16 protein-coding genes are annotated in these 20,011 nt (G+C 38.2%); 6 read left to right on the top strand and 10 right to left on the bottom strand.

All coding sequences use genetic code 11. The features are described 5' to 3' along the window. Positions 1-8 precede the first annotated feature (8 nt). Complete coding sequence (locus AC6CH7_RS23390) at positions 9-1,280, top strand: nucleoside recognition domain-containing protein (protein ID WP_498265009.1); 1,272 nt, start codon at positions 9-11, stop codon at positions 1,278-1,280. An 18-nt stretch (positions 1,281-1,298) separates the two neighbouring features. On the opposite strand, the gene AC6CH7_RS23385 is transcribed toward AC6CH7_RS23390, so the two are convergent. Continuing rightward, a complete protein-coding gene (locus AC6CH7_RS23385; RefSeq protein WP_048906181.1) occupies positions 1,299-1,535 on the bottom strand; it encodes a hypothetical protein in 237 nt (78 codons plus the stop codon). A gap of 154 nt (positions 1,536-1,689) precedes the next feature. Here AC6CH7_RS23385 and AC6CH7_RS23380 point away from each other — a divergent pair, with 154 nt between their 5' ends. Continuing rightward, complete coding sequence (locus AC6CH7_RS23380) at positions 1,690-2,091, top strand: OsmC family protein (RefSeq protein WP_498265008.1); 402 nt, start codon at positions 1,690-1,692, stop codon at positions 2,089-2,091. 65 nt (positions 2,092-2,156) lie between these two features. Here the strand turns inward: AC6CH7_RS23380 and AC6CH7_RS23375 are convergent, their stop codons facing one another. Continuing rightward, the gene (locus AC6CH7_RS23375) at positions 2,157-2,522 is read right to left on the bottom strand and encodes a response regulator (protein WP_294873268.1); all 366 of its coding nucleotides are present in this window, start codon (positions 2,520-2,522) and stop codon (positions 2,157-2,159) included. 200 nt (positions 2,523-2,722) lie between these two features. On the opposite strand from AC6CH7_RS23375, the gene AC6CH7_RS23370 reads away from it, so the two are divergent. Continuing rightward, on the top strand, positions 2,723-4,093 hold the full coding sequence (locus AC6CH7_RS23370) for an exonuclease domain-containing protein (protein WP_498265007.1): 1,371 nt from the start codon (positions 2,723-2,725) through the stop codon (positions 4,091-4,093). Between the two features lies 1 nt (position 4,094). Here AC6CH7_RS23370 and AC6CH7_RS23365 read toward each other — a convergent pair whose 3' ends face one another. Next, positions 4,095-4,562 (bottom strand): YciI family protein, encoded by a 468-nt coding sequence (locus AC6CH7_RS23365; protein WP_498265006.1) that lies wholly within the window; start codon positions 4,560-4,562, stop codon positions 4,095-4,097. A gap of 182 nt (positions 4,563-4,744) precedes the next feature. Here AC6CH7_RS23365 and AC6CH7_RS23360 point away from each other — a divergent pair, with 182 nt between their 5' ends. After that, positions 4,745-5,575, top strand: a complete 831-nt coding sequence (locus AC6CH7_RS23360) for a phytanoyl-CoA dioxygenase family protein (RefSeq protein ID WP_498265005.1) — start codon at positions 4,745-4,747, stop codon at positions 5,573-5,575. 82 nt (positions 5,576-5,657) lie between these two features. Here AC6CH7_RS23360 and AC6CH7_RS23355 read toward each other — a convergent pair whose 3' ends face one another. The 4 genes from AC6CH7_RS23355 to AC6CH7_RS23340 all read right to left on the bottom strand — a co-directional run bounded on the left by AC6CH7_RS23355 (position 5,658) and on the right by AC6CH7_RS23340 (position 14,157). After that, a complete protein-coding gene (locus AC6CH7_RS23355) occupies positions 5,658-7,979 on the bottom strand; it encodes an alpha-L-rhamnosidase-related protein (RefSeq protein WP_498265004.1) in 2,322 nt (773 codons plus the stop codon). Between the two features lie 64 nt (positions 7,980-8,043). Beyond that, positions 8,044-9,597, bottom strand: coding sequence for a RagB/SusD family nutrient uptake outer membrane protein (locus AC6CH7_RS23350; protein ID WP_498265003.1), 1,554 nt, complete (start codon positions 9,595-9,597; stop codon positions 8,044-8,046). Positions 9,598-9,612: 15 nt separating this feature from the next. Further along, a complete protein-coding gene (locus AC6CH7_RS23345; protein ID WP_498265002.1) occupies positions 9,613-12,738 on the bottom strand; it encodes a SusC/RagA family TonB-linked outer membrane protein in 3,126 nt (1,041 codons plus the stop codon). A gap of 240 nt (positions 12,739-12,978) precedes the next feature. Next, a complete protein-coding gene (locus AC6CH7_RS23340) occupies positions 12,979-14,157 on the bottom strand; it encodes an oxygenase MpaB family protein (protein WP_498265001.1) in 1,179 nt (392 codons plus the stop codon). A gap of 192 nt (positions 14,158-14,349) precedes the next feature. Between AC6CH7_RS23340 and AC6CH7_RS23335 the strand changes: the two genes are divergently transcribed. Both AC6CH7_RS23335 and AC6CH7_RS23330 read left to right on the top strand, forming a co-directional pair. After that, complete coding sequence (locus AC6CH7_RS23335) at positions 14,350-14,850, top strand: BON domain-containing protein (RefSeq protein ID WP_498265000.1); 501 nt, start codon at positions 14,350-14,352, stop codon at positions 14,848-14,850. A gap of 18 nt (positions 14,851-14,868) precedes the next feature. Beyond that, entirely contained in the window at positions 14,869-15,288 is a 420-nt protein-coding gene (locus AC6CH7_RS23330) for an SH3 domain-containing protein (protein WP_498264999.1), read from the top strand. Between the two features lie 70 nt (positions 15,289-15,358). Here the strand turns inward: AC6CH7_RS23330 and AC6CH7_RS23325 are convergent, their stop codons facing one another. From AC6CH7_RS23325 to AC6CH7_RS23315, 3 genes are all read right to left on the bottom strand, one after another. Continuing rightward, positions 15,359-16,474: a hypothetical protein gene (locus tag AC6CH7_RS23325; RefSeq protein ID WP_498264998.1), complete on the bottom strand. Its 1,116-nt coding sequence runs from the start codon at positions 16,472-16,474 to the stop codon at positions 15,359-15,361. A gap of 120 nt (positions 16,475-16,594) precedes the next feature. Continuing rightward, complete coding sequence (gene ltrA / locus AC6CH7_RS23320) at positions 16,595-17,872, bottom strand: group II intron reverse transcriptase/maturase (RefSeq protein ID WP_498264997.1); 1,278 nt, start codon at positions 17,870-17,872, stop codon at positions 16,595-16,597. Positions 17,873-18,518: 646 nt separating this feature from the next. Next, a partial coding sequence (locus AC6CH7_RS23315; protein WP_498264996.1) for an alkaline phosphatase occupies positions 18,519-20,011 on the bottom strand: 1,493 nt, incomplete at its 5' end.

Here is a 20,011-nt window from a genome sequence, read left to right as displayed (position 1 = left end):
TATCCCAAATGGCATTAAGTAAAATCTGGTCGGCCTTTATCATTGTTGCAATTGTTGTAGCCACTATAAAGTGCTTTTTTTTTGGACAATCTGATATATTTAATTGGATGGTCATTGGTAAAGCCAATGACCCTGCAAATCCTTTAAAACTAGATGGTATTATTGAGACCTGCTGGGTTTCGGTAGAGTTATGCCTTAAGCTAGTAGGTATTTTGGCACTATTTATTGGTTTGATGAGCATTGCTGAAAAAGCCGGTGGCATCCGTTTATTATCTCGTATAGTTGGACCCTTCTTTTCTAAATTATTTCCGGATATTCCAAAAGGCCACCCTTCTATGGGGCACATGATTATGAACTTTTCTGCTAATCTATTGGGCTTAGATAATGCAGCTACTCCTTTTGGCTTAAAAGCTATGGAAAGTCTGCAAGAGTTAAACCCAAGCAAAAATACTGCATCGAATGCCCAAATCATGTTTCTTTGCCTTCATGCAGCTGGTTTAAACTTAATTCCGGTTAGTGTTATTGCAATCAGGGCTTCACAAAATGCTTCCAATCCAACTGATATTTTTATTCCTTGTCTGATCGTTACTTTTGTTGGTACCATGGCAGCAATGCTTATTGTTTCTTTTAAACAAAAGATTAACCTGCTGCAACCCGTAGTAATTGTCTGGATTCTAAGCCTTTCTTTCATCATTGCATTATTGGTTTTATACATTACTTCACTTAATGCCGATGGAATAAAATCATTCTCAGGAATTTTAAGCAACGGACTTATACTTTTGGTTTTTCTGTTGATTATACTTGGGGCATTATATAAAAAGATTGATGTTTTTGATGCATTTGTTGAGGGAGCAAAAAATGGATTTGAAACTGCAGTTAAAATTATCCCTTATCTGGTTGGGATGCTGGTGGCAATAAGCATGCTTCGCACCAGTGGCACCTTTGATGTAATAATTGGGGGAATAAAAGATTTCTTCTCGTTTTTAGGAGCCGACACCAGATTCGTAGAAGGCTTACCTACGGCTTTAATAAGACCATTAAGTGGTGGTGCTGCAAGAGGAATGATGGTGAGTACTATGGAAACCTATGGTCCGGATTCGTTTGCAAGCAGGCTTTCTGGAATTTTCCAAGGTGCCTCTGACACTACTTTTTATGTAGTTGCAGTTTATTTTGGTTCTGTAAGTATTAAGAATACCCGTTATGCTATTGGCGCAATGCTACTGGCCGATCTTGTTGGGGTATGTACAGCAATAGGCCTCGCTTATTTATTTTTTGGATAAGAAACGTGATGTACAGAATTATTTAGATTCTGTTGATATTATTCTGCTGATAATCTGTTCCAGTGCAGTAGGTTCTAAACTGGTATGTTTAGAAGATCTCCATGTAGATGTCGAATCTAACCACACACAAAAAGAATGGTAGCCATCTACTATTACCGCATAGGTTTCGTGAAAATCATCCTGTATGCGCATACAAAATCCGTTTATGGGCTTGCCCTGAACATCAAACCTGAAATTTAAATAGCTACTTAACATACTGATATCTGGTTAGTTATTTCTATAACAAATTAAGTTATAATATGTTTAGCCTATTTTAAGTGCTTGCAATATTATTGTTAAATCCGGATGATTATTTTATGAAGTCAAATACTTAAATTTAATTGTAGCTTTATCTACATAACATTAAAACATGGCAGACAATCAAATTACAGCAATTACAGAACTAGACAGGTCTCATTATAAAACAAAAGTTTACGCAGGGGGCCATTTTATTTATTCTGATGAACCGGAAAGGATAGGAGGAACGGACGAAGGTATGACGCCTGGAGCATTATTGCTAGCTAGCTTGGGAAGTTGCACTGCAATAACTGTTAGGATGTATGCAGATCGTAAACAATATAACTTAGATTCGATTAAAATAGAGTTGGCAATTTGCGAGGAAAAGGAAATGAGTAAGGAAACAACCATTACGCGAAAAATTGAACTGATTGGCACCTTAACTGAAGAAGAACGTACACGCTTAATGCAAATAGCAGACAAATGCCCAATTCATAAAATATTAAGTAATCCCATAAGAATTGAGACCAAATAATAACCGCATTTTACTATATACAATTTAGTACTATCTATACATTAATTAGTACACCTAGCAACTAATTAGGCGGCGAATTGGGCTTTTACTTTTTTAACAAGACTATCAATATCAAATGGCTTTGAAAGGAAGTCATTAGGGGAGCCTGGTAATTTTAAAAGACTTTGTAAATTGTGACTCGCAGAGATCATAACAACAGGAATATTTTTAAACAAAGAGTGTGCTTTTATTGCTTTGCAAATGTCTCTGCCATCAATTCCACCAAGCATCACATCTAACAATACCAGATCAGGCCTTAACGATGATATTACATTTAATACATTTCTTCCACTGGTTAAAGTAGATACCTCGAAACCCTCACCCTCCAATACAATTTTAATAATATCAACTATATCACTATCGTCGTCAACTGCTAATATTTTTCTGGACATTTCACTAACTCTTTTAAGTTAATTATAAGCTATTTATATGCCACACTTTTCATTATTGTTAATTAAATACCATAAAAGTGATCTGGGACAATTTTTGTTAAAGTCTATTACCGAGAACAAAAAACTTACTAAATCCCAATAATTTGATTTATTACTAAAATTATTAGCATATTTACAATTCATAAAGGCTTTTAAAAAACATGCTTTACGCGGTAGTAGATATAGAAACAACAGGTGGCTTTGCTTCAGGAAATGGAATCACAGAGATTTCAATTCTCATTCATGATGGTGTTTCTGTAATAAATACTTTTGAAACGCTAATTAATCCTGCTCAAGAGATTCCTGAATACATACAGGCATTAACCGGTATAAGCAATGAAATGGTAATGGATGCCCCATTATTTAATGATATAGCTCCAAAAGTATATGAATTGTTGCATGATAAAACTTTTGTTGCGCACAATGTAAATTTCGATTTTTCATTTGTTAAACATCAGTTATCATTGGCGGGTTATCAGCTGCAGTGCAATAAACTTTGTACCGTAAGGCTTAGCCGTAAAATACTTCCCGGTCATCGCTCTTACAGTCTGGGTAAGCTTTGTAATGGTTTAGGCATAGAGATAAACAACAGGCACCGTGCAGGTGGAGATGCTGCCGCTACGGCAATTCTATTGGGCATGCTTTTACAAGCAGATACTGAAGGAATTATCAATCAATCTTTAAGAAAAACCTCAAAAGAGCAAGCCTTACCCCCTAACTTGCCAAAATCGGAGGTAGAAAAGTTGCCCTTAAACCCTGGTGTATATTATTTTAAAGATCAAAAAGGTAAAGTGATTTACATTGGCAAAGCCAAAAGCCTGAAAAAACGGGTTTGTTCTCATTTTACAGGGAATAGCACAACTAAACAGCGACAGGATTTCCTTAAGGACATCTACAGTGTGGATTTTGAAGTATGTGGTACGGAACTGATGGCTTTTATTTTGGAAGCTACAGAAATCAAAAAACTATGGCCGGCCAACAACCGGGCTTTAAAGCGTTTTGAACAGAAATACAGCTTATATGCCTTCGAAGATCAGAAGGGTTATATAAGATTGGGCATAGATAAATTTAAAAAAAATGCACCGGCCCTGTATAGTTTTAATACAATACTAGAGGGACATAACCTTTTAAAGGTATTAATTAAAGAACATTTGCTTTGTGAAAAGCTTTGCTTTATTCAGAAAAATAGACAGGCTTGTACCGCTCATGACGAGGGTAAATGTACGGGTGCTTGCGTAGGTAAAGAATCTGCTGCTGCCTACAACGTAAGGGTTAAATATGCAATTGAAGATTTGAAAAAGATGCTACCAACTTTTGCCGTTATTGATAAAGGAAGAACTGAAGACGAACAAAGCTGTTTGCTTGTAGAGGAAGGAAAATTCTATGGCATGGGATACATTTCACATCATACAGATATTAACGCGCCTGAGGAGCTAAAATCGGCTCTACAGCCCTACCCTTCTAATGATTATATACTTCACATGATATTGTCTCATACTGAGCAGTTCCCTCAAAAGAAAATTGCCATTTAACCTAGTGACTTTTCTTTTCTATTTTACTATGGATTTTCACGGTTTCCTTCAATGCTGCTGAGCCATACCACGGATAATACTCTGCGGCCATTACTTTGCTTATAATAACAGGATCCGTTTCTACTAACTTTTGTGCTTCCTCAGCAGTTTCTACGTCAAAAATGAAAATACCACGATAAGCGTTGTCATTTTTACCAAGTGGCCCGGCAACAATCAGTTTCCCTTCATTAACTAGTCTGCCGATATTACCCATATGTCCTTTAAAAATACTATCTAATGTAAGTTTAGGCAAATCTTTAGCAGAACCTGTTTTTAAAATCACCAGAATGTATTTCTTCATTCCGTACTCATCAGCTTTAAGTTCTTTAGCTAATTCCTCATCGTAGTTTTTATTTACTTTCTGAGCCTCTGCATTATAAGAAATAAATGCAGTACAGATTAGAAAGGCCATTATTGTGATTTTTTTCATCCTGATATAGATTTGATAAAGCTAACTGCAAATGTATATTGAATTTAACGATTTTAAATTGAATTCAAGAAAATATGAAGGGGCTTTATAATATCAGAAAGTGCAAATAATAACAAATTATTGGTAGTATATTTTTCAAACCAACGCGGTAAATTCGTATCAATAACCTTTTGTAAAAACACATGAAGACACAAATCACACAACAACAAATTGAGGATTACAGAAAGAATGGCTTTTTGCTTATTGAAGATTTTTTAGATAAGGATGAATTAGAAATCTGGCGCGAAGCGGTTACCGAGGCAATCGTTCAACGCGATGGTAGAAAACTACCCGGGAAAGACACCAAAACCGGTGAGGAGGATGGGATTAATAAAAATGCCGACTATTTTGGAAAGGTATTCGATCAAATGCTCAACCTATGGCAAACCAATGAAAAGGTAAAACAGTTAATACTCGATGAAAATCTTGGTAAAATGGTTGCCGATTTATCTGGTTGCGATGGAATACGGGTATGGCATGATCAGGCCTTGATAAAACGGCCATGGGCCAACCCTACTTCGTGGCACTTAGATACCCCGTTTTGGTCCTTTTCCGATCGACGCGCTTTATCCATCTGGGTTGCACTTGACGATGCCACACTAGAGAATGGATGTTTGTATTTTCTTCCTGGTTCTTATCATGCTACATCCTTTGAAAACCCCGGTATCGGCAAGAATATGGATGAGGTATTTAAGTTTTATCCGCAACTCTCTTCTTCTGATTCCAAGGCTGTTCCTATGAAAGCGGGTAGCTGTTCTTTTCACAATGGGTTAACAATACATGGAGCAGGTGCTAACATGACCAAAGGTTTCCGCAGGGCTATGACCTGTGCTTTTATGCCTGATGGCGCTGTATTTAATGGAATCCAGAATATCCTGTCTGATGAGCAGGTAGCTAAGCTGGAAGTAGGCGACCTGCTAAAAGATGATGAACAAAATCCATTGATCTATTCTAAAAACCCTCCTTTACCCTAGTTCAAATAAACTCGGGGATAATGAATTAATCATATACCCCCGAGTTTGAACAATATCAATATAGTTATTTTTATTAATGATTCTAATACAAAACAAATGACCACTTACCGGGTTTAACATCAAACAGGAAATAATTTCTATCCTCTCCTTTAAATGTAGCCCCGGGATGTTTCTTAACACTTTTCTTATTCTCTACAAACAGTTTCCCATTTAATGATATATTGGATAAATCAGATTCCATGTTAGGTATACCTATTTTAGCCAGGGTATTGGTTGGGATATCAACAAACAAGGTGAGTTTGTTATCTTTTCTTTTCAAATCCAAAGTAATATTTCCTTTTACAGTAGGCGTAACACAATAGATTTCACGTAAGTTTCCGGGTTGAGGTAGTATACTAATCGTTTTATAGGCGGTCGCTTCCGGAGCAATCCCGGCAACATACTGGCTTAAAAGTGTTAATGGGCCACCAGACCAACCATGATTATACGAGCCCCCGCCATAGCCTTCGGATCCTATCCCCCAGCCTTCCCATAGTGTAGTGAGATGGCTTTCAACCATATTGCAATATCTCTTCTTCATTCTTTCCAATCCGCCCTTCGCGTCATGCATAATAAAGAAAGACTCCATTATATACTTTTCCATATAAGGACTTGCATGGAATTCGGTTTTTAATACATTTTTAATGGCTTCGTATTTTCCACTATCTGCTAAGCCTGCTACCACAGCTAATCCATTCCCCCTGTCATCAATAACTCCCTTATTTGTTGGGCTTTTATAAGCACTACCATTCCATAATTTTCTATTAAAATTTAACTTTATAGATTTCAATAGCTCCCGGTAGTCTCTTACATCACCTTGATTCCCTGTTAGCTCTGCCATTTTTACTGCAGTTTCAACGGCCATATAATACCATGCATTCTCAAGTAATGGAGTATCGATATCATCCCCCCAATCCATCCAGTCCCATCCTCCCGGCCGATGTATCACCAAACCGTCTTCTCCTAAATGCCACAATTGCAAATATTTTCTCACTGTTGGATAAACATGCCGAATCATAGCTGTGTCTCCAGTGTAACGATAATAATTCCAAAAACCATATTTGCCCACACTGGCAAGCATTTGAGCTGGAAGTTCGCCATGCCAACTACCCGAAGGAACAGGGGAATACAATACCCCATCAGGTTTTCGCCAGTCAACAAGGTTACGAATTGCCTTATTAATAACTAATTCTCCATTTCTATCGCAGGCATACAAAATTTCACCCATTAGTATTACCACATCACCCCACCATTGTGCCCTTTCCCTATCCGGATCTTGAATTGCATCCCTCAAATTAACATTTAGCGTGTTATATGATTTTTCCCAAAGACGGTTATAAAAAGGATCATCTGATTTAAATTTACCTATCTGTTCTGTATCATATCTGGTTTCACGGTATTTCAAGTCAATAATTTTCACGCCCTTAGGAATGGAATAGTGAACCTCATGTCCGTTTAAATATCCAAATGTTTCAAACTCCTGTATACCTTCTTTTGTAATATATTCTGTCCGAACGTTATACTCACTGCCACCTTTATAGTTATCTGTTCGGATATCTATTTTCAAACCAGCTGGAGCATCGATCTTTAAATATGGAGTAATAGATACATTTTTAGGCAGTTTGGCAACAATCGAAGTGCCATCACTGGCCTTTGGCAGGCTAGTATTATTAGTATAATGTAAAAGTCCCGAATCTTTCCAAAACGGTATGGGTCTTTTCACCAGGTTATTCCATGGAGAAACTGGTGCTACACCATAGGAGGTAGCATTTATCCAGGCATGATCATCAAAGTCTGGCTGGTTCCAAAGCGGCATATCTTTCTGAGCATCAAAATAAATATTAAACTCGGGCAAGCGATAATTTGGAAAGGGCGCTCCGGTATTGCCAAAAGCCGGATGCCTTATCCCTTTCCATGTTGAGTTTGATATAATTTCTTTGTTTCCTGCTGCCATCTCAAACAAAAGAGCAGCCTTGCCACTATTTTTATGGTCGTAACCATCTCTTCCCCAATACCAGGTTAATACAGAGATCGTATTTTTTCCTTTGGTAAGATAGGGTGCCAGATCAATTTCATCATAATAGGTATCACGTGGATTAGGCCCCCTTTTTAATTGACCTTCAAATACGATCATTTTCCCATTCACCCAAACCCAATACTTAGAATCGGTGCTAATTTTGGTAAGCACCTTATTTGGAATTTTATCAATAGAAATCTGCTTTCGAAAGGATGTCCATACATTAGTATCTTTTTCTGCATGAGGAATTCCAATCCATTCTGCTTTCCAGCGCTCTGTTTGAGAGAAACATGAAGTACTTAGAATAACGGCAATAATAAAGCAAAAAGATCTTATTAGATAATTCATATTTCTTAATTATTTGTTAAAAGTTGCCGTCATCTCGACAATAGTAGAGATGACGGCGTATGTATTAATATCCTGGATTTTGCACCAGATTACTATTTATCTGTACCTCTCTAGATGGTATTGCATAAATCAATCTATTATTAGTTACATTAAATGAGGTTGGTAATAACCAGCCATAAAGGCTTTTAAGCTGCTTCCCTTTCGCATTTAAAGTTTCTACTGCCTTTCCATTACGAATAAGATCAGTCCAGCGATGGTTTTCAAAAGCAAGTTCATGTCGCATTTCGTTCGCTACGTTATCTTCATTAGCAGAAGCCAGGTTTGGTAATCCTGCTCTTTTTCTTACCTGATTCAAATAAGGCAATGCTTCGACATTTTTACCCTGCTTTATCAAACATTCTGCAAGCAATAATAAAGCACCTGAGTAACGGTAAACCGGCCAATTCTGATCGGTATTCCACTCAACAGTATATGGTGGAAACACATATTTATTTATAAAATAATAAAATGTTTTTCCCGCAGGTGGAGTGAAATTAACAGAACTAACAACTGAACTTATTGTAAAAGAATCTCCGGTTTGAGTACCAATAGCTACACCAATCGAAGCTGGTAATCTTTTATCGCCACTTTCATATGAACTCACCATTTCTTGCGTAGGCACATTCCATCCCCCACTAGTAATACCTCCTCTTTGGTTGGTTCCATGCAATCCAAGAATAACTTCTGTATTGGTAGTTTTCGGAATAAACCTCCATATAAAATCACTTTGCTGACCATCATTACCTGCCTTATATTGTACTTCAAAAATTGATTCGCTGTTGTTTTTATTTGTTGGCGAAAACACATCAGTATAATTTGGCAAAAGTGTATAATTCATCTTGGTAATATCTAATAACTCTGTTTCCGCTTTAGCATAGTCGCGTGTGGGTTTAGACATATAAGCATAGGCCAACAACATTTTGGCAGCACCTTTACTCACTCTTCCTGTTTGAGGGAAGGCAATTGCTACCGGAAGCTTTGCTATGGCATCATTCAGATCTGTAATAATTTGTGCATACACTTCATCAACTGTGTTTCTAGGCAAGAATGCACCAGTTTCTGATATGATCTCCTCCAATTGCAAAGGCACACCTCCATAATGTGTCACAAGATCAAAGTAATAGTATGCACGAAGAAATAAGGCCTGACCCGAAAGATCGTCCATAGACGACTGAGAAAGACCAATCGTGTTTGCTTTAAGTCTGGTTAGTACCGTATTTGCTTTGGCAATTCCAGAGTAATCATTTCCATACCTGTTACCTGCATTATTGCGTTCTGCACTTGATAAACTATTGTCAAGGAAAACTGCCATTGCTTCTATACTGATTTCGGATCCCCTGTCTGAAGAATAATAACTAAAGAAGGTATTGTCGGAACGCATTTCGTCCATATAAATACCTGTAAAAGCAACTCCCCTAAGGTTGCTGTACGCAGACACTACAGCCTGCTGAAATTCAGTTTCATTTTTGAAAAAAGTTGGGGCACTTATACTTGTCTTAGGTACAAGATCAAGCTCACTTTTTTTACAGGATAGAAATCCGATAGAAACTGCCACGATGTATAATATTTTATTTTTCATGATTATTTTTCTAGATTAAAAGCCTACGTTAAGTCCCAGCGTAAAAATCTGAGAGATTGGATAAGAAGTAAAATCGCGCCCCTGACTTAAACCGTTAAGTCCGGATATACCTGCTTCAGGATTCATCCCTGGATATTTAGTAAAAATTAAAGGGTTTTGAGTACTGAAATATACTCTCGCGTTTTTGATATACTCATTAGGTTTAAAAGGCAGCTTATATCCCAATGTTATGTTCTTTACAGCTAAATAAGTAGCACTAAATACCTGTCTGGAAGTGAAATTACGGAAGTCGGCAGTAGTACCGGTTCTTGTTCTCGGATAAATCCCATCTCCCGGATTTTCTATAGAGCGCCATCTATTAGCTACGCCTTTTCTTACATTAAATACACCATCCAGGTTTTCGGTAGATTGAAAAGCATCATCTGCTATTTCATTTCCTACAGAACCTGCAATAACAATACTTAGATCTAAGTTTTTGTAACTAAACCTATTCGTTAATCCGTAAGTAAAATCAGGATTTGGGTTACCGATGTAAGTTCTGTCATTTTCATCTATAATACCATCAGGAATGCCATCCGGTCCGCTAATGTCTTTAAATCTTGCTGTACCTACCATAGAAGTTGCGCCATGCGGTTGCGTATCAAATTCTTCCTGGGTCATGTATACACCGGTATTGACATATCCATAAAACATTCCGATTGGATTACCTACAGCGGTTCTGTTGTCATCCCAATAAAGGCTATATCCTCCAATAGGAGCATTGTTTGTACCTAATTTGATCACCTTATTGCGATCACAGGAAATGTTTAAACCTGTGGTCCATTTTAATTCACCATTAAGATTTCTCGATTCCAAACTCAGCTCATGGCCCCAAAAATCAAAACGACCAATATTTGATGTAATACTGTTAAATCCCGATTGAACTGGGATATCTACATTATAAAGCAGTCCATCTGTTTTTTTCCAATAGTAATCATAGGTTATTCTTAACCGGTCATTAAAAAGTCCAAGGTCAAGACCAGCATCAAAACTAGATGTAGTCTCCCAGGTAAGAAACGAATTACCAATCCCGTTAAGAGATTTACCTGGGGTAACCTGGTTTCCAAACACATAGTTATCAGAATTTACAGCAGCCAGGTAGGTGTAATCTCCAATATTGTTATTTCCCACTTTACCATAACTCGCTCTGAATTTTAAGAAACTTATTTTATCCTGTTCTTTCATAAACTTCTCATCCGAGGCTACCCAACCTACTGATACCGACGGAAAATTTCCATATTTGTTATCAGATCCAAATCTTGAAGAACCATCTCTTCTAAAAGCCAGTGAAATCAAATATTTATTGTCGTAATTATAGTTTAAACGACCTATATATGATAACAATGACGATTCTGTAGTACCTGCAGTCCCTATTCTGGTAGTTGCTGCATTTATCCATTGAACATTATCATCTGGAAATTCAGAAGCCTGGATATTGCTGTTCTCTGATCTGAATTTTTGAAAGGTATAACCTACAAATGCATCCAGATTATGTTTTTCACTGAAGGTTTTCTGATAAGTAAGGGTGTTTTCTGCCAGTAAATTTAAGAATCTATTGGTACCGTAACTTCCCGTAGGTGGCTGAGGTGGAGCACCACCCAAACCACCCTGTGCTGTTGATGGCGTAAACGACCTGTTAATTGCACTCTCCGTATTTCCATTCAAACTAATTTTATATTCTAATCCCGGAATAATTTTATAAGAGGCAAATGCATTGGCTAAAACCGTTGTTTGCTCCGAAGGATTAACCCTTTGAGTTAAAACCAGATAAAAATTGGGATTCGCGAACATACCAGGTTGCGAAAAGCTAATTGGATAACTACCATCCGGATTTTTATAGTTTAACGTTGGATCCATTAAGAAGGCCTGCTGAATAATGGCACGTCCATTATCAAGGCCAGGAGTTACCTGATTACGTCGGTAAGTACCTGATAGATTAAATCCAATCGTTAGTTTATCTGTAGCAGTGTAAATGTTATTAGTTCTGCCGCTTATTCGGTTTGCAAAAGTATTTAAGATTACTCCTTCCTGCTTATTGTAATTAAGATTAATGGTTGATTTAAGATCAGTTCCACCTGATGATAAGGATAAGTTATAATCTTGAGTAATTGCATCCCTCAATAAAACATCGTACCAATTGGTACCTGAATTTGCCCCGTATTGTTGCGGATTCTGATACACGTCTGGTACACCGCCGGCATACCCTTCGTAACGGGCAGCATCTTCATAATATTCTTTCTTAAACTGAGCAAACTCAGGTGCATTCATCAAATCAGGCTTACCTCTGTCAGATACCCTCACCAACCCTGCATATGAACTAAGTTCGATACTTTTTTGGCCACTTTTGGCTTGTTTAGTAGTTACAAGAATTACCCCATTTGAAGCTCTTGAACCATATAAAGAAGAGGCAGAAGCGTCCTTTAATACGGTAATACTTGCTATTTCATCCGGACTTATCGTTTCAAGTCCGCTAGTGGATGGAAATCCGTCAATTACAATTAGTGGATTATTTCCTGCGTTGATCGAAGCCGCTCCCCTGATTCTAAATGACATATTTGCACCAGGAGCTCCGGAGTTGTTTGCGATTTGAACACCGGCAAATTTTCCCTGCAATTTCTGACCGATGTTAGCTACCGGCATGTCTTTAACCTCACTCGTGTTTAGCTGACTTACAGCTCCTGTAACTTCTCTTTTATTTTGTGTTCCATAACTTACAACCACTACTTCATTCAGTCTTTCACTAGCAGATTCCATCTGAACGTTGATAACAGACCTGTCATTTACTGGAATTTCTTTAGTTTGATACCCCACAGACGAGAAAACCAATACAGCAGAGGATGTTGCTGCTAACTGATAGTTTCCTTCGTTATTAGTAGTTGTTTTCTGATTTGTACCTTTTACAGCAACCGTAACTCCAGTTAATGGTTTTCCATCCTGAAGGTCCACTACCTTTCCTGAAGTAACTCCTTGCTGTTGGGCATAATATCCATATAAATTTTCTTTTGTGAATGTCTTTGAATGTGCTGGTAAATAGAATATCAAAGACATAACCAGGCATGATCCGCCCCTTCTGATAAAAAAAAGCAATCTTTTCCTTTTCATAACTTGTTTAGATTTGGTTTATATTTAGGTTATAATAGAATTGAGGTAAAGAGTTGTAAGGTCTTACTCACTCTATTGACTAAAACAAACCTAAGCATTGGTCAATAATTTCCATTTTACCAAAAGGCACTTATATTTATACTTTTTGACATAATGAATTGTCTTCCCCTAGTCTTAAATGACATAAATGATTAATCTTTTAAACTTTTTGGAAAATCACAAGAACTGAAAAGCTATATTTTATTTGGAATGGATGTTACTATCTGCTTTTAAATACTCTTCAGAAATTTTTGTCTGAAGGATACTACCTATGTATACGGCTCGTTGATAGTTTTTACTGCTTATGCTAGTCATTTTTTGCAAAAGCTTATTACGCAACTTTCTAAATATCGGGAAAAGAGAATACATCTTAATTTTAGAAATCTTAAGTCTATTGCAGGTTTCTTCGTCAATTAAAAACCGAACATAGCAAGTATGAAGGTACTTAATGAAATTCTTTTGATAGGCTTTCTTAAAAATATTGGAAGCAATAGATTCATTTTCCAGGGCTTGAGCAAGCATCACAGAATCTTCATCTGCAGAAACTTGTGTATCCGTCCATAAATAGAACATTTCTGTGGCTTCCTTTTTGTTACTTGGCAGGTAGGTCTCAGGGATTCCCAATAAATATCCAACATATTTCCAAAGGTGAAAAACTCCAAACTCTTCATTATCAGAGATGTGCATACCTAATTTATGAAGACCATGAAGATAAAAAAGGCTGAAGCCGATATTGGTGGCAACCATATCACCCAAATTAATCGGTTCACCCCATTTTTCTTTGTCCCAATCTGCGTATTTCTCTATGATCATTAATCTTGAAAAAGAATGTATCATTCTCGTTCTGGCAATATACTGGTAGCCTAGTCCATTAATTTCCAAGGCTTTATCACGTGTAACGTGTACCCAAAAATCCAGCGTATCGGTTATTCTTTTAGCAGGGCCCTTTTTCAGGGCTCCTGTATATATAAGTGCCTTATTTAAGTAAGCATAATCATAACCGCTCATAAGGCTATAGTCTCTCAAAGCGATGAGTGCGTTTGTTCCGCTACGCATACATAAATTGCAGCCCATTTTTATTAAGTCATCGTTTACCCAGGCAGGCTTCTCCTGCATATTTAAAAACATTATCTTTAAGTTATACGGCAAGTCATCACCCTCAAGAATCTTATTTTTAGATAATTGTGTAACATATACATAGGCTTCACTAAAACTTCTTCCATTAAATATTTCTTTTACTGCTTCATCACCCAAAACATCATATTTATTAGCCAGTTCCACAAAGTTGTTCGGTGTATTAAGATTGAGTTCGGCTCCTGACCATTCAGCTAATTGCCTTCCGCTACCCTCTTTCCAAAACTTTTTTAAGCATAAATCCATAAAAATATTGATGTTTGACTTAACCAAGATACGGCAAAACTGCATACAATATTTCCCATCACTTGATTTAATTTCAGCTGATAAAACAATTTCATTTGACCATTGTTTTATCATTTAGGTATGGTGTGCTATCCTTCTTTAGATAAGACGAATAGACATGTCAACCAAACTTAAAACCAAAATATAAACCGTATGAAAAATCTGACAATGAAAACAACCGCGCTCTTGGTTGCCCTGATCATCATGGGAACCACACTTATCAGCTGCAAAAGTGGCCCAAAAGATGATGCTGTAAAAGCAGCAGTGGAAACCGCACTACTTTCAAATCCACACATAGCCGAAGCGGCTGTAACTGTTGAAAAAGGCGTAGCAACAATATCGGGACACGTTCCTGATGATGCAACTAAAGCAGACGTCGATAAAACTGTTGCAGGAGTTGCCGGGGTTAAATCAGTTGTAAACAATCTGACTATTGTGCCCGAAACTCCGAACGTACCTGTAGCCGCTACTGATGTGCTTACCAATGCTGTTAAGGATGCGACAAAAGACTTCCCCACAGTAACTGCAACGGTAAATGATGGCGTAGTTACATTAAAGGGTGAAATCCAAAAAGCAAATCTCCAGAAATTGATGATGGCTTTAAATGCGTTGAAACCTAAAAAAGTAGACAATTCACAACTGGTTATTAAATAGTTAAAGGAGATATATAAAATGGCTTTACAAGAAAAATATAAAGAATTGATAGATACCGCTACTGCACAGGGGGTAAACAATCTAAATGTACGTGAGCAGGAAGGTGTGCTCTATATTGATGGCGATGCCAGTGGTTCAATAAAACAACAACTGTGGGACACGTATGGACGTCTCGATCCCAATTATTCTTCTGGTGATCTAGTAATGAATATCAATAGCGTAGCTGGCGTTACAGAAGGTTCAAAACTAAAAGTAACAACCAACAGCTCAAACTTAAATATTCGCAGCGGCCCTAGTACCGATGCTGAAATTGTAGGCAAAGCAGCCAGGCACGAAGTGGTTACATTGGTTAGCAAAGCAAATGATCAATGGTGGGAAATTAAAACTGATAATGGGGCTGCAGGATATTCCTATACTCAATACCTGACACCGCTTTGATCACACTAAAGGGGGTGTCTAAAGAGAAGGTCGTCATTTCTTTTTGGACACCCCCATTTTAATTTGAACATTAACGATAAATATCCCGCATCCTAAAGTTAAACTGAGTCATGATCTGACGGGTAAGTTCTCTGTACAATTCATTATAGTCAGGTCTGTTGTTAAAATTCCCCCTAACTATATCCCAATCTTTTGCACTTAAAGCCCTTGAATCGCCAGTGTATTTGCCGGTGATGCTTTCCCAGGTGTATTGTGCCGGAATTCGGTCAGATGCAATCAACTTTCTTGATACAGCATCTGTGATTCTGTAATCCATTATGGCTCTTGAATTTATAATTCTTCTTACAGCACTTATAGTTGCTGTAACAGTAATTGTGCTGGTGCTGCCCGTCATTTTATCGCTTTTAACAGGAATCTTTTTAGAAACTCTATATGAATAATTATTGGTAGCCAGGTTGCTGAACCAGATGTCATACGTCGAGAGTTCTAAATTCTGATCAATTCTTCTATTTTGCCCCTCATTTCCAGTATAAAATTCATAATAATTAGAATTGCCAATTGAATTTAAGTTCCATAAAATATCTCTTTCAAAAAAACTTCCATCTATTGAATAATATCCGAAACGCTGATCAAACTTAGTAACCAAAACATTGGTAATAGCAGCTTCATGAGCTTCTTGTTTCTTTTCTATCACATCTTTATAGCCCGGAACATATTCATCTGCTAGTTTTAAGTTGTTATATGCCTTACGGGCGCTAACCCGATCTTGCCTATTCATCAGCACAATTCCTCTATTATAATGAGCTTCAGCAGCACTCAAAGCCGCCTGATTTAATTCGTTCTCATAATTTTTGGGAGTGAAAGTGCTTATCTTTACACCTGAATTCTTAAAACCATCGTACATTTTTTGCATGGAGAAGTAACCGGTATAAATATTTGCAAATTGTTCCGATTTTCTACCCTTTCCTCCTTTCGCTGCCAGAATATCCTGTTCATATCTGGTCGAGGCTTCTTTGTATGCATTGGGAAGAATTTTTAAAGCATCAGAATTGGATGGATTCTTTTTAAGATCACTAATTGCAGCATAAAAGGCTTTATCATACTCTCCCTTCTCGTATAGTTTTTGGGTTGATACACAAGCAAAAAGGAACATCGAGAGCAGACATAATTTAGATAGCTTTTTCATAGGAATAATATTTAATTCAATTTACGGCAATTCCTCAGTAAATCGAGTAGGAAGTAGGGGATTATTTCCCCTACTGTCCTCTCCCACCACCGCACGTGCCGTTCGGCATACGGCGGTTTGTTAGAATAACTTCGTTTGGTGCGCTGTTTTCCAATAGTAGTAGTTCGCGAACCCAGTGTATTCCAGCCCATTCAGGTAAGCATTAGTTACACTTCGCTGTAGTATCGGGCTATGGGCCGTCCTACAGTAACCCTTGCGGGTATGTGACCATTCGTAAGCTTTTCCTCTGCTGATGCCGAGCTTCATTAGGTTACGTTGCCGCGTTTTTGCATGCTTCCATTGCTTCCAGATAATTATCCGTAAGCGTACTCGCATCATCTCGTCAAGTTTCAACATCTGATTCTTGGCTTTCGCCAGTGCGAAATAATTGATCCAGCCTCTAATACTTAATTCGATTTTCCTGATCCTATCTTTTATCCCGATAGGGTCATTGCGTTTGGTATGCTGCTTCATTTTCTCCCTAATGCTCCTGAGTGCTTTGGGGGCTATCCGAATTTCCCACCCTGTTTTACTTCCATAGAATGAGAAGCCTAATAGTGTGCTCCTGCCCGGCCTACTTACCTTGCTCTTCTGCCCGTTGACCTTTAGCTTCAGATCTTTTTCTATAAAAGATGTAATCGATCCCATTACCCTTAAGGCGGATTTCTTACTCTTCACATAGATACTGATATCGTCGGCATAGCGTACGAACACATGTCCACGCTTTTCCAATTCCTGATCCAGTTGATCAAGGAGGATGTTGGAGATCAGGGGGCTGAGTGGGGAGCCTTGAACTGTACCTTCATTACGAGGGCTGACCAATCCGTTTTCCATAATGCCACTGCTCAGAAAGCTTCGGATTAACTTCAGTGTACGTTTATCCTTTACTTTTGCCGATAGTGAGTGCATCACTTTGTCGTGGTTTACCCGATCGAAGAACTTTTCCAGATCTAGTTCTATGATCCATCTGTGACCTGAGTTTAAGTTACGCTGTGCATTCAGAACTGCCTGATGCGCATTGCGCCCAGGTCTGAATCCATAACTATTTCCTGAAAAGTTGGGCTCATATCTTGGGCTTAGCCATTGTGCGATCGCCTGCCCCAGCAACCTGTCCACGACAGTGGGAATCCCGATCATCCTCAAACCATTTCCTCCAGCCTTAGGTATTTCTACCTTGCGTACGGCCCGTGGTTTGTAATTACCTGTTAATATATTAGACCGTAATGTCTGCCAGTTCGTATTCAGGTAGTCACGAAGTTCATCGGTCTGCATACCATCTATACCACTGGCTCCTTTATTGGCAGTCACCTGCCGAAAGGCTTTTTGTACATTACGGATGTCTAATATCTCTTCAAGCATACTACTAAAAAAAAAAAACTTCCTTCCCAAGCATTGTGCCCATTGGTTGCATGGCTAAACTCAACTCTCCTTTGTTGTTACTTTCGGCTTCCGGCCTATCCTCTCAAAGGCAGTTTTCTTAAGAGTTTCTGTTGTGATCGTCTCGCCATAAATTTCCTGTTTCCTTTGCCATCCTAACATTCAGCCCTTCCTGTCCCTTAAAAAAAAAAACAGTACTACGACCTCTGCTGACTTCTGTAAGCACCAGTTAATCATTGTCCTTTGACTCTGACTATTGTTTCTTTTCCGGCATTCGCGCATACCTTCAACAGATTGCTTACAGATCTCCCGGGGTAAGACTATCAACTTTCTATGGATCTAGCCTCTGTATTTACGTTATGATGTTCCGTGCAGTATGGGGCTTTTGTTTGTTATGCAACATCACCCACATCATTTCGCCTTATATACAGTTTCTGTTCGTAGGCCCCCATATTTGCCGCCAGCTTCCTTTAGATTCGCAGTCACCCGCGACACCCTTGCTCTTGGCTAACCCTTCCTACTGCAAAGTGGGCTCGGGATTTCCACCCTATAGTTGATCGCCATGCCCGGCGCACATAAGAAAGCCATCTGATAATTATCAGATGGCTTTCTTATTTTTAATTACCTTTTAAGCTTTAACTAAAAAATGCGCTGGCATTTCTGCTGCATTTAACATAAAATTATGAAGCTCATAGTTTTTAATGAAAGGGGTTAACTGTTCTGAGCCGGGGCCAAACATTGTTAGCTCCACGTAATCTCCGGTATGGTTCATTCCTGCCCACTGCACATCGGTATACTTGCCTATAATCTTTCCATATTCATAAAATGGAAGATTCGACTCGTTGTATAATTGTCCGGGAGCGATATCTTTAAAATGAGCAACTAAAGAGTTTACATCTTCTAGTTTCATCTCCAATCCCTGACTTTCCCTAATTATCTCTGTAATCTTTTGCTCACTAAACGATTGGTTCAGTTGAGTGAGCAGCCAGGTATTACTATGCTTAAAACGCTGTAGATTGTCAAATTTTTTGTCGGCTTCATCAGCATAAAAAAGCCCTGGATTAGAATTGCCATGATCTGTTGTTATGATTACCAAAGTTTCTCCATCCTTTTCAGCAAACTCTATTACTTTCCCAACTGCTTCATCAAAAGCCAATTGATCAAATATTAAACCAGCAACATCATTTGAATGCGCAGCCCAGTCTACTTTTCCTGCTTCAACCTGTAGTGCAAAACCATTCTTATGGTCCTTCATTAATTCTATGGCCTTCATCGTCATATCAGCTATTGAAGGTACAGTTTTCATCAATTCTGGATCATTTTTCCGATCTACTTCATAAGGCAAACCATCTTCAGCAAACAATCCCAAAACCGGTTTTAATTTATCAAGAGCAAGCATTTCAGTTCGGTTTTCTGCCACTTTAAATCCTTGGGTAAGGTATTTAGGTATAATGCTGCCATCTTTTCTTTTTGAATCAAAATATTTGCTTCCACCTCCCATCATCACATCAAACTTTAGTTCTAAATACATCTCTGCGATTAAGGCTTGTCCATCGCGGTTGTCTATATTTACACAGAAGCCTGCCGGTGTAGCGTGGGTAATTGGAACTGTAGTTACACAGCCAACTTTCTTTCCACTCTCTTTAAATTTCTGAAGTATTGGCTGAGGTTTCTCACCTCTCATCCCAACATTTAATGAGCCATTCCTCACCCTCATTCCCCCACCCCAGGATGAACTGGCAGCTGCTGAATCAGTAACCATTGAACTTGCCGAAGCCGTATCCATCAAAGCTCTTACAGCTTTGTTATCTCTATATAAGTCAAGCCATTTACTTCCTATACCAAACGTACGGTTAGCATATAGATCGGCCATATTTAATGTTCCTGTACTCATGCCATCACTTACCATCATGATGATATTTTTCGATTTTTTTACTCCTCCGATCGGCTTGGCAATAACATCATGCAAACCAACAAAAGGCATACTTATACCGGCAAGTATTCCGCCTTTTAACAGTGATCTTCTATTCATATACTTAAAAATATTTTCAATCAGCAAAGATGTATATGTGCCATTAGAAATTTGGTCAGATAGAATTATGAAATTGTTAAGGTTTAAGG

This window comes from Pedobacter sp. GQ55, assembly GCF_059758925.1.
This window is presented reverse-complemented; position numbering and strand designations above follow the sequence as displayed.

Coding starts and splice junctions, on each gene's coding strand:
- AC6CH7_RS23390 (WP_498265009.1), top strand. CDS start 9: ATGGCATTAAGTAAAATCTGGTCGGCCTTTATCATTGTTGCAATTGTT.
- AC6CH7_RS23385 (WP_048906181.1), bottom strand. CDS start 1,535: ATGTTAAGTAGCTATTTAAATTTCAGGTTTGATGTTCAGGGCAAGCCC.
- AC6CH7_RS23380 (WP_498265008.1), top strand. CDS start 1,690: ATGGCAGACAATCAAATTACAGCAATTACAGAACTAGACAGGTCTCAT.
- AC6CH7_RS23375 (WP_294873268.1), bottom strand. CDS start 2,522: ATGTCCAGAAAAATATTAGCAGTTGACGACGATAGTGATATAGTTGAT.
- AC6CH7_RS23370 (WP_498265007.1), top strand. CDS start 2,723: ATGCTTTACGCGGTAGTAGATATAGAAACAACAGGTGGCTTTGCTTCA.
- AC6CH7_RS23365 (WP_498265006.1), bottom strand. CDS start 4,562: ATGAAAAAAATCACAATAATGGCCTTTCTAATCTGTACTGCATTTATT.
- AC6CH7_RS23360 (WP_498265005.1), top strand. CDS start 4,745: ATGAAGACACAAATCACACAACAACAAATTGAGGATTACAGAAAGAAT.
- AC6CH7_RS23355 (WP_498265004.1), bottom strand. CDS start 7,979: ATGAATTATCTAATAAGATCTTTTTGCTTTATTATTGCCGTTATTCTA.
- AC6CH7_RS23350 (WP_498265003.1), bottom strand. CDS start 9,597: ATGAAAAATAAAATATTATACATCGTGGCAGTTTCTATCGGATTTCTA.
- AC6CH7_RS23345 (WP_498265002.1), bottom strand. CDS start 12,738: ATGAAAAGGAAAAGATTGCTTTTTTTTATCAGAAGGGGCGGATCATGC.
- AC6CH7_RS23340 (WP_498265001.1), bottom strand. CDS start 14,157: ATGGATTTATGCTTAAAAAAGTTTTGGAAAGAGGGTAGCGGAAGGCAA.
- AC6CH7_RS23335 (WP_498265000.1), top strand. CDS start 14,350: ATGAAAAATCTGACAATGAAAACAACCGCGCTCTTGGTTGCCCTGATC.
- AC6CH7_RS23330 (WP_498264999.1), top strand. CDS start 14,869: ATGGCTTTACAAGAAAAATATAAAGAATTGATAGATACCGCTACTGCA.
- AC6CH7_RS23325 (WP_498264998.1), bottom strand. CDS start 16,474: ATGAAAAAGCTATCTAAATTATGTCTGCTCTCGATGTTCCTTTTTGCT.
- ltrA (WP_498264997.1), bottom strand. CDS start 17,872: ATGCTTGAAGAGATATTAGACATCCGTAATGTACAAAAAGCCTTTCGG.